Raw genomic sequence first — 7,299 nt, 5'->3', positions numbered from 1 at the left:
CATTTATAACTTCTCCATACTTAACAAGAATATCTCCATAGTGAACATTCATCACTTCGCCATCATTACCAAGTGCAGCTCTAGATAGTGTGTTATTTTGCAAAAAATTAAATATCTCATTGAACTTACGCTGTTCCCAATCATCCATAAACCCCGGGAACCGTAATTCCGGTACCCGTTCGCCGTCCCGGGGGAACATCTTTTGAAGCAGCCCTTTTTTCTTTAGCTGTAAGTGTGTTAGCTTGCGTTGGTGGAGGGTGATGAGATTATCAAAATTAGCTAGAAATGAACCGATTTTTTTCTGTTCTTCAAGTTTTGGAACAAAAATAATCTGCCTCAAAAAGTGCTTTGAATCTAGTTTGTTTGACGAATTTCCAGAAGAAGTGATGGAATGCGCATAAATTGGAGCCATTATATACTCTAATTGGATAGCGGATTTCCAATAATTATTATCATATACTTGTTTATGTCTGTATATTGGAAAAAGTTCAGAAACAACCCCAGCGCCTATGTCATTAACAACAAAACGGCCAAACTTGAAGTCTGCGTTTGGATGTCCTTCAAAAGCTATATCTCCTTTGCGCATTATATAAGTCCGCGTATCAATATTGTTCGATTGAACTTTTTCTGGGTCTTGAAAATACATCTTAGCAACTGAAATCCAGTGATCGCGTCCAAAGGAGCCATCATTCCTCTCGTTGACTTTTTCAAATTCTTCCCCCAACTTCCGTCCTTCCCAATTGTCAGTAAACCCCGGGAACCGTAACTTAGGCACCTTCCGCTTCTCTTCTTTCACTGTCATTCTCTCCTCCCTAACCTTCCGCCAGCTCATCAGCCAAGGCATAAATAGCATCTCTTAGCCCATTGCGGTATTTAATCTTACTGAGTCCCTGCACCCCTTCATCGTGGGCCAGGGTTTTATAATCCGTGCTGGCGGCGGCGATGATATCTCGGACTTTGCCGGTGTCGTCCAGGTCCTGGGCGCCGTAGCGGTGGTGGGCAAAGAGCCTTCGCATTTCGACGCTGGTGATGACGTCGATGATGCCCCATTTGATTCTGAAATCCTGGAAGATGCGGTCCAGGGTGACGGCGCCCGCTTCCTGGATGACGGTTTCACTGCTATCCAGTCGGGCGGGGTAGGCTTCAGCCACGTATTGCCCCTTGGCGATGGCATCGGCGGCGCTGAGGATTTTAGCGGCGTAGCGGCGGTCCTCCAGTCCACCGGCGAATTGGTGAATCTTTTCCTTGGTGGCTTCGGCGGCTTCTTTCTCCTCATTATGAATCTGGTTGAGGAGGTTTTCCAGGAGCTGGGTCAGGTAGTCGTAGTCCACCTTCACATCCTTGACGTGGATCATTTCCAGGGTGATCTGCTCGAAGGTGACGTTCTTGGCCTTGGCCACGGCCTTGCGCAGCTCGTTGCTCAGCACGGTGGTGAGGGTGATTTCGTCATCGGGTGCCATCCCCAGGGCTTCGACCAGGTCGTCGGGCTTTTCGTAGTCGAATCCCACGGTTTCGCCGCCTGTGGTTTCGGGGTCGTATTGCTTGAGCTTGGCCATGCCGCTGTTGTATTGCCGCATGAGGTCTAACATGTATTCCTTCTGTTTTTCGCTGGGGGGCAGGGCGGTGAAGTGGCTCGTCAGGTCCCGAAGCTTGTCCACCAGCTCCTTCACGGAGTCGAAGACCGTCTCAAAGGGTTCGGCGATGATGCCGTCATCCTCGTTGCTCAGCTTGCGCTCTTCGTCGGATAATTTCGCGGAGTCCTTATTGGCGTAGATGGCCAGGGCGCGGTTCATGAGGGCTTCGTTCTGGGTGGGCCAGCGGTAGTTGACGATGCGGCCCCAGGGCTTGTCCTGCATGTTTGCGATGCGGTTGGTCCGGGAGTAGGCCTGGATGAGCTTGGCTTCCTTCAGGGTCCGGTCGACGTAGAGGGTGTTGAGCTCCGGGGCGTCGAAGCCGGTGAGGAGCTGTTCCACGACGATGACGAGATCGAGGTAGTTTTTATCCGATGCGCTGCGGTTTAGGCGGCTGGTCACGTCCTGGGTGTAGCCGGAGACGTCATCCATGCCGAAGCTGGTGCCGAATTGGGCGTTGTAGACGGTCATGGCTTCAAAAAGCCCCTTGTTGGTATCCAGCTGGGTGTCGTTGTTGGTGCTGTTGAGGCTGAAGGAGACGGCGACCTTGAGGGTAGGCTTTCCGGCTTTTTCATTCTCCTGGTTCACCCGAAGGAATTCCCGGAAGTACATCATGGCCATGGGGGTGCTGGCCTTGCCGCCGCCGACGTGGGTGGTGAGCAGGGCGTTATATCTGCCTTCGCAGGAACGGTTCTTCCAATGCTTGAAGATGTCCGCCACCACCAGACGGACGTGCTCGGGGTTTTCGTCGTAGAAGCTGGGTTCGATGGCGTCGTCGATGTCCTCGTCGGTGAGGTTGTCGATCTTTGTGCGAATTTCTAGGTCACTCCAGTCCGGGTTGCGCTCGGCATAGAAGGCGGGGAGGTATTCGGACTTCATTTTAGTTTCGTCAATGGTGGTTTCGAAATCCACCTTAAAGCCCAGGACGTTGCGGTCGGCGATGGCTTCCCGGATGGTGTAGGCGTGCAGCAGCGGGCCGAAGATGTCCTCGGTGCGCAGGCCTGTGGTGGTGTCGTCAAACATGGGGGTGCCGGTGTAGCCGATCCAGGCGGAACGGGGGAAGGCAGCCTGAATGGCGGCGAAGTTGTCGCCGGCGGTGCTGCGATGGGCTTCGTCCACAATGAAGACAATGTTCTTATCCGGCGGGGCGAAGCGCTTGCGCTTGATTAAGGTCCCCAGCTTTTGCACAGAGGTGACGATGATGTTGTTGTCCACACTTTTAAGCTTGCGGCTTAAGTCGGTGGTGTTCTTGGTGTCCTCCACACTGCCCTTTTTCAGATCGGTATCCATGTCCCCGTCGGGGTCATAGGCCTTGTAGTTTTCGCTGGTCTGGCTGGTGAGGGCGATGCGGTCCACCACGAAGACCACCTTATCGACCTGGGGCATCCGGCTGGCCAGCCAGGCGGTTTTGAAGCTGGTGATGGTCTTGCCGGAGCCAGTGGTGTGCCAGATGTAGCCCACCTTCTTGTCCCCGGCTTCGAAGTCGTGGCTCTTGATCCCTTCGATGACCTTTTGGGTGGCGTAGACCTGGTAGGGACGCATGACCTTGAGCATCTGGTGGTTCTTGGTGCCATCTAAGATCATGTAGTTGGTGGCCATCTGGTGGGCCATGGGGATGTTGAGGAAGGCGTCGGCGAATTCCTTCCAGCTGCGGACGATGCTGCTGTCCTCCCGGCGCTGCCAATTGAAGGCGAAGTCCTTGTTGAACTTGTCGGCGGTGGTGTTGGCCATGTATTTGACGTTGTGTGGGGTCATGGCCACCAGAATCTGGAGGGTGGAGAAGATGTCCCGGTATTGGTTTTCGTCGGCGTATTGCTGCATCTGGTTGATGGCCTCACCCACGTCGTGGGTGTCGCATTTCTCCTCAATCTGGATGATGGGCAGGCCGTTGATGAGGAGGGTGGTGTCAAAGCGACGGTTCTGCTTCCCGGCGATGACGGCGGGGCGGACAATCTGGTTGACCACCTGGTAGACGGTGTCCCCGGCGCCCACCTGCTTTTGGTCGAAGACGGTGAGGAAGACATGACGGCCATCGTCCAGGTCCACTTCCACCTGGGAGACGCCGTTTAGGCCATAGAGAAACTGGCCAGCCTGGTAGGGGGTGTTCAGGTCTGCGATGATGTTCTTGACCTGGGCGAATTCCATGACGCTCAGGGGATGGTCGAGGGTGCTCTGGTTGTGGAGCTCCAGAATATTTTTGAAGTTGGACCAGAGATCCTCGGTGGTTTTGATGCCCGCTTCATAGTGCCACTGCTTCCAGCCGTCAACGTTCTCGATGTGTGCAATGAGTTCTGTTTCAAATTTCTGTTCATTCATTTCGATGTATCTCCTTTAATGTTGAAAGCCGCAGTAGGGTTTCCCGTTCGGCAGCCCGTTTCTTGAGTGCTTCCAGGTGAAGCTGGAGCAGGTAGATTTCGCCGATGGTTCTTTGCTTCTCAAGATCGGGTAACGGGGGGATCGTCAGCTTTTTGAGCTGGCCGATGGTGTATTTGGTTACCATGGAGCCCTGGAGTCCAGCGGCCCATTGCCTTTGGATACCATCATCTTCATTAAACAGATAAACCAGGTATTTGGGGTCGACGTGCTGATCCGGTACAATCCTGACGTAATTCTGAGTGTAGAGATATCCTTGATGTTCGCGCTGAACGATGGCTGCAGTGCCGGAGATCAGGCTGAAGATGATATCCCCAGGGTTCAGCGTGCAGACCTCATCTTCGGTACTGACTGTTTTCCGTTCTATCCCTTCGGTTATGATCCCAGACAAATCATCCTGGAGATCGGATTGGTTATAATAGGAATAGGTGGGTGATGAGGAGTCGCAGCTTTCTGAAATCCGGAACTGGGGCGTTCCGCTATTGATGTTTTTTATGAAATCAATTAATTCCCGCATAGTTTTGTGCCTTTCTTAAGTTACTTTGATTATAGCATGGTTGAAGTGCACTTTCAAGAGAGAATTGGGATTAATTGTAATTTTTATAAGTAACAATTTATATGGGTTTAGCTTATTTGTGTGTGGTGCATATCGATAATGTTTTTCTAGAACTTTAGGATTATTTATTAGAACTTGAGCCAATGGATTGGAAAGATAGACATTAAGTAAAAAAATGTTGAAGCAGGTGATTATTGGCCTGCTCCAACATAAAATAGGTTAAAAGCTTTAAATATTATTTTCTGATGAAAGCAAAGCAATTGTTTCAATTGCTTTTTTGAGTTTTCGCTCGAGTGTTGCTAAACTGTACCCCTCCAATAAATTCGGTAAATCCTTTACCTTTTTATTTTTAATGAAAATATAAAACAGAATGCTTTTACTGACCTCAATTTCATTGGCAGGTAAAGATGATGAGTCCAATAGAGAGATGAGGTCATCAAGTTTAGCCATTTTAGCTTTAAGCTCATCAGCACTCTTTTGGTAAATTCTGAGATTTTCCCGTAATACACTGCTTTCAATCTTTTGAATTTCGAATTTGTACTGCGTTTTTTCTTCAGAAGATTTGAATTTTGCTGTAACGGGCTGATGGACGTAAAAAGAAATTGATAATGTTGCTGATGAATAGAATAGGCTTTTAAGAGCGATTTGACTTCGGACGGTTCCAATGTTAGTCTCCTTTAACACTAACACGGTCGACCACCTTCTCACGTTTTATTGATTTTTCACTTTAATTTCGTTAACCTATTTCTACTTTTATTATTAAAATTATTCATTTTACCAGAACGCGAGAAGGTGGCCAAATTGACCGAAAGCGGCTCCCTAAGAGCTTTAGGGAGGGTATGTCATTATATAAAACACTCAAAAACCTAAAAAAAGCGGATTCCGCCTAGGAATACGCTTTTATACTACTATCGTTTCGACGATACTCTCACTACTACTATTTTAAATTATAACAAGAAAAGCTTTAAAAATAATTAAAAACAGTTGAGGGTTCATGAGGGGATTTTATCTATAAAATGATAAACAAATGGAAGTGCACTGCGAAAATAAATTGGAGGACAAAATGGCAAGAGAGCCGACACAAAAAGGATACCGATTAATGACGCCGGCGGAAGCTGCAGTCAGGTTAAATCGGAGTCAAAGTTACATTTATCGATTGATCAAAAATGATCCAAATTTTCCGGCCGTCCGCCCAGAAAATAGCCGACGCTGGTGGGTTATCGCTGATAAATTGGATGGCTGGATGGATAATCTAAATTAATATAATTAAGAAGCAGGTCTTTGACAATTGAATAGATCAAAATAAAATGATAAAATCATGCTGGAAGCATGGTTAATGGAGGTTAAACAAACCATGGCAAAAAAAGAAAAGTATCCTTTTCGAATTAAAAAAAATAGAAAGTATTATTATTGGGGCTATCTTACTCCCGATGGGAAAAGTCGAGAAGAGTCAGCGCCAACAATCGAAAAGCTGGAGGAAAAAGTAAAAAAACGCATAGTACTCCTGGCACAACAAGTGGATTCTTCTAATGTGGTTTTGGAGGATTATCTTTTAGAGTATCTAGTAACGTCCCATTTTAATAAGCTAAAGCCAAAGAGTATCGAACGCTATCTTACGACATATAACAATCACATTAAGGATAGTGAACTTGGAAAATTGAAAATCAATAAAATCACTGTTGACAAAATTCAAAGATTTTATAATGATTATTACGATGTGGTCCAATCATCCTCAATAATAAAGTCAATACACAAGCTGATTAGCCCATGTTTGCGGTATGCATATGGACGTGGAGATGTTGTTCGGGATTTTTCATCATTATTATCAATCCCATCGGATGCCCCTGAAGTTATCCAGCAAAGAGAACTGAAAAAGTCTGCAAAACCATTAACGGTTGCGGAACAAATGGCCTTTGTGGAGGAAATCAGAGGTGAATACTATGAAGTCCTCTATCGGATGGCGCTGGATGGCGGCTACCGGATTGGGGAGTTAGCAGCGTTGCAATGGCATGATGTCGACTTTAGTCGGCAACGGGTTTACATCAACAAAAGCTATAGTTACGTTAAAGACAAGGAAACACAAAAATATAAAGGTGTAATTGGATTGCCCAAAAATAAGATTCCCAGAAGGAATCGCATCCCCAATACATTGATCGATTTGTTAAAGGAACACAAAGAAGAGCAAAAAAAGTATTTGCGTATTGTGGGTATTGCTCAATCCGAAGGATCCCTGGTTTTTGGAACGCCTTTGGGAACGTACTTGGACAAAAGTAATGTCAATAAATCTGTCAAAAAAGTGTACAAAAAATTGGGCATTAACTGGGATGGAAATCCCTTGAATAAATGTTTCCACGATTTAAGGCACACGTACGCAACCCGTCAATTTGAAATGGGGGTGGAACCCCTTACCGTGAGTAAGCTTTTGGGACATTCTAATCTTCAAACTACGCTTAAGACCTATATCCACGTATTGGATGACCTTAAGGATGCGACTGCAGATGCGACGGATGACTTCTACGCCACTCACTAACCGGGAATTTATCGGGAATTGTGGAAATAAAAAAGCGGACTTCCTTGGAAATCCGCTTAAATACTAGGTTATGGCGTGCCAAGAGGGATTCGAACCCCCGACCTTTCGGTTCGTAGCCGAACGCTCTATCCAGCTGAGCTATTGGCACGCATTTTGTGAGGCGTGATTGCCTTACCTGATATATTATAACAGGGAAAAATATTATTGCA

The 7,299-nt window shown here is 47.1% G+C and carries 6 protein-coding genes and 1 tRNA gene; 2 read left to right on the top strand and 5 right to left on the bottom strand.

The features are described from left to right. The 4 genes from VB081_RS02280 to VB081_RS02265 form a co-directional block, all read right to left on the bottom strand. The coding region (locus tag VB081_RS02280; RefSeq protein ID WP_323399233.1) for a restriction endonuclease subunit S at positions 1-802 on the bottom strand (802 nt) is incomplete at its 3' end. 10 nt (positions 803-812) lie between these two features. Then, positions 813-3,947 (bottom strand): type I restriction endonuclease subunit R, encoded by a 3,135-nt coding sequence (locus tag VB081_RS02275; RefSeq protein WP_323399232.1) that lies wholly within the window; start codon positions 3,945-3,947, stop codon positions 813-815. Continuing rightward, entirely contained in the window at positions 3,940-4,521 is a 582-nt protein-coding gene (locus tag VB081_RS02270) for a restriction endonuclease subunit S (RefSeq protein ID WP_323399231.1), read from the bottom strand. Before VB081_RS02270 ends, VB081_RS02275 begins: the two co-directional genes overlap by 8 nt. Positions 4,522-4,788: 267 nt before the next feature. Next, positions 4,789-5,250, bottom strand: a complete 462-nt coding sequence (locus VB081_RS02265; RefSeq protein WP_323399230.1) for a hypothetical protein — start codon at positions 5,248-5,250, stop codon at positions 4,789-4,791. Positions 5,251-5,623: 373 nt separating this feature from the next. On the opposite strand from VB081_RS02265, the gene VB081_RS02260 reads away from it, so the two are divergent. Further along, entirely contained in the window at positions 5,624-5,821 is a 198-nt protein-coding gene (locus VB081_RS02260; protein ID WP_323399229.1) for a helix-turn-helix transcriptional regulator, read from the top strand. Positions 5,822-5,914: 93 nt separating this feature from the next. Beyond that, positions 5,915-7,090 (top strand): tyrosine-type recombinase/integrase, encoded by a 1,176-nt coding sequence (locus VB081_RS02255; protein WP_323399228.1) that lies wholly within the window; start codon positions 5,915-5,917, stop codon positions 7,088-7,090. 71 nt (positions 7,091-7,161) lie between these two features. On the opposite strand, the gene VB081_RS02250 is transcribed toward VB081_RS02255, so the two are convergent. Then, positions 7,162-7,238, bottom strand: a tRNA-Arg gene (locus VB081_RS02250). Positions 7,239-7,299: the final 61 nt, after the last annotated feature.

Origin of the sequence: Christensenella sp. (assembly GCF_034927525.1) — a bacterium.
Taxonomy (GTDB): Bacteria; Bacillota; Clostridia; order Christensenellales; family Christensenellaceae; genus Christensenella.
This window is presented reverse-complemented; position numbering and strand designations above follow the sequence as displayed.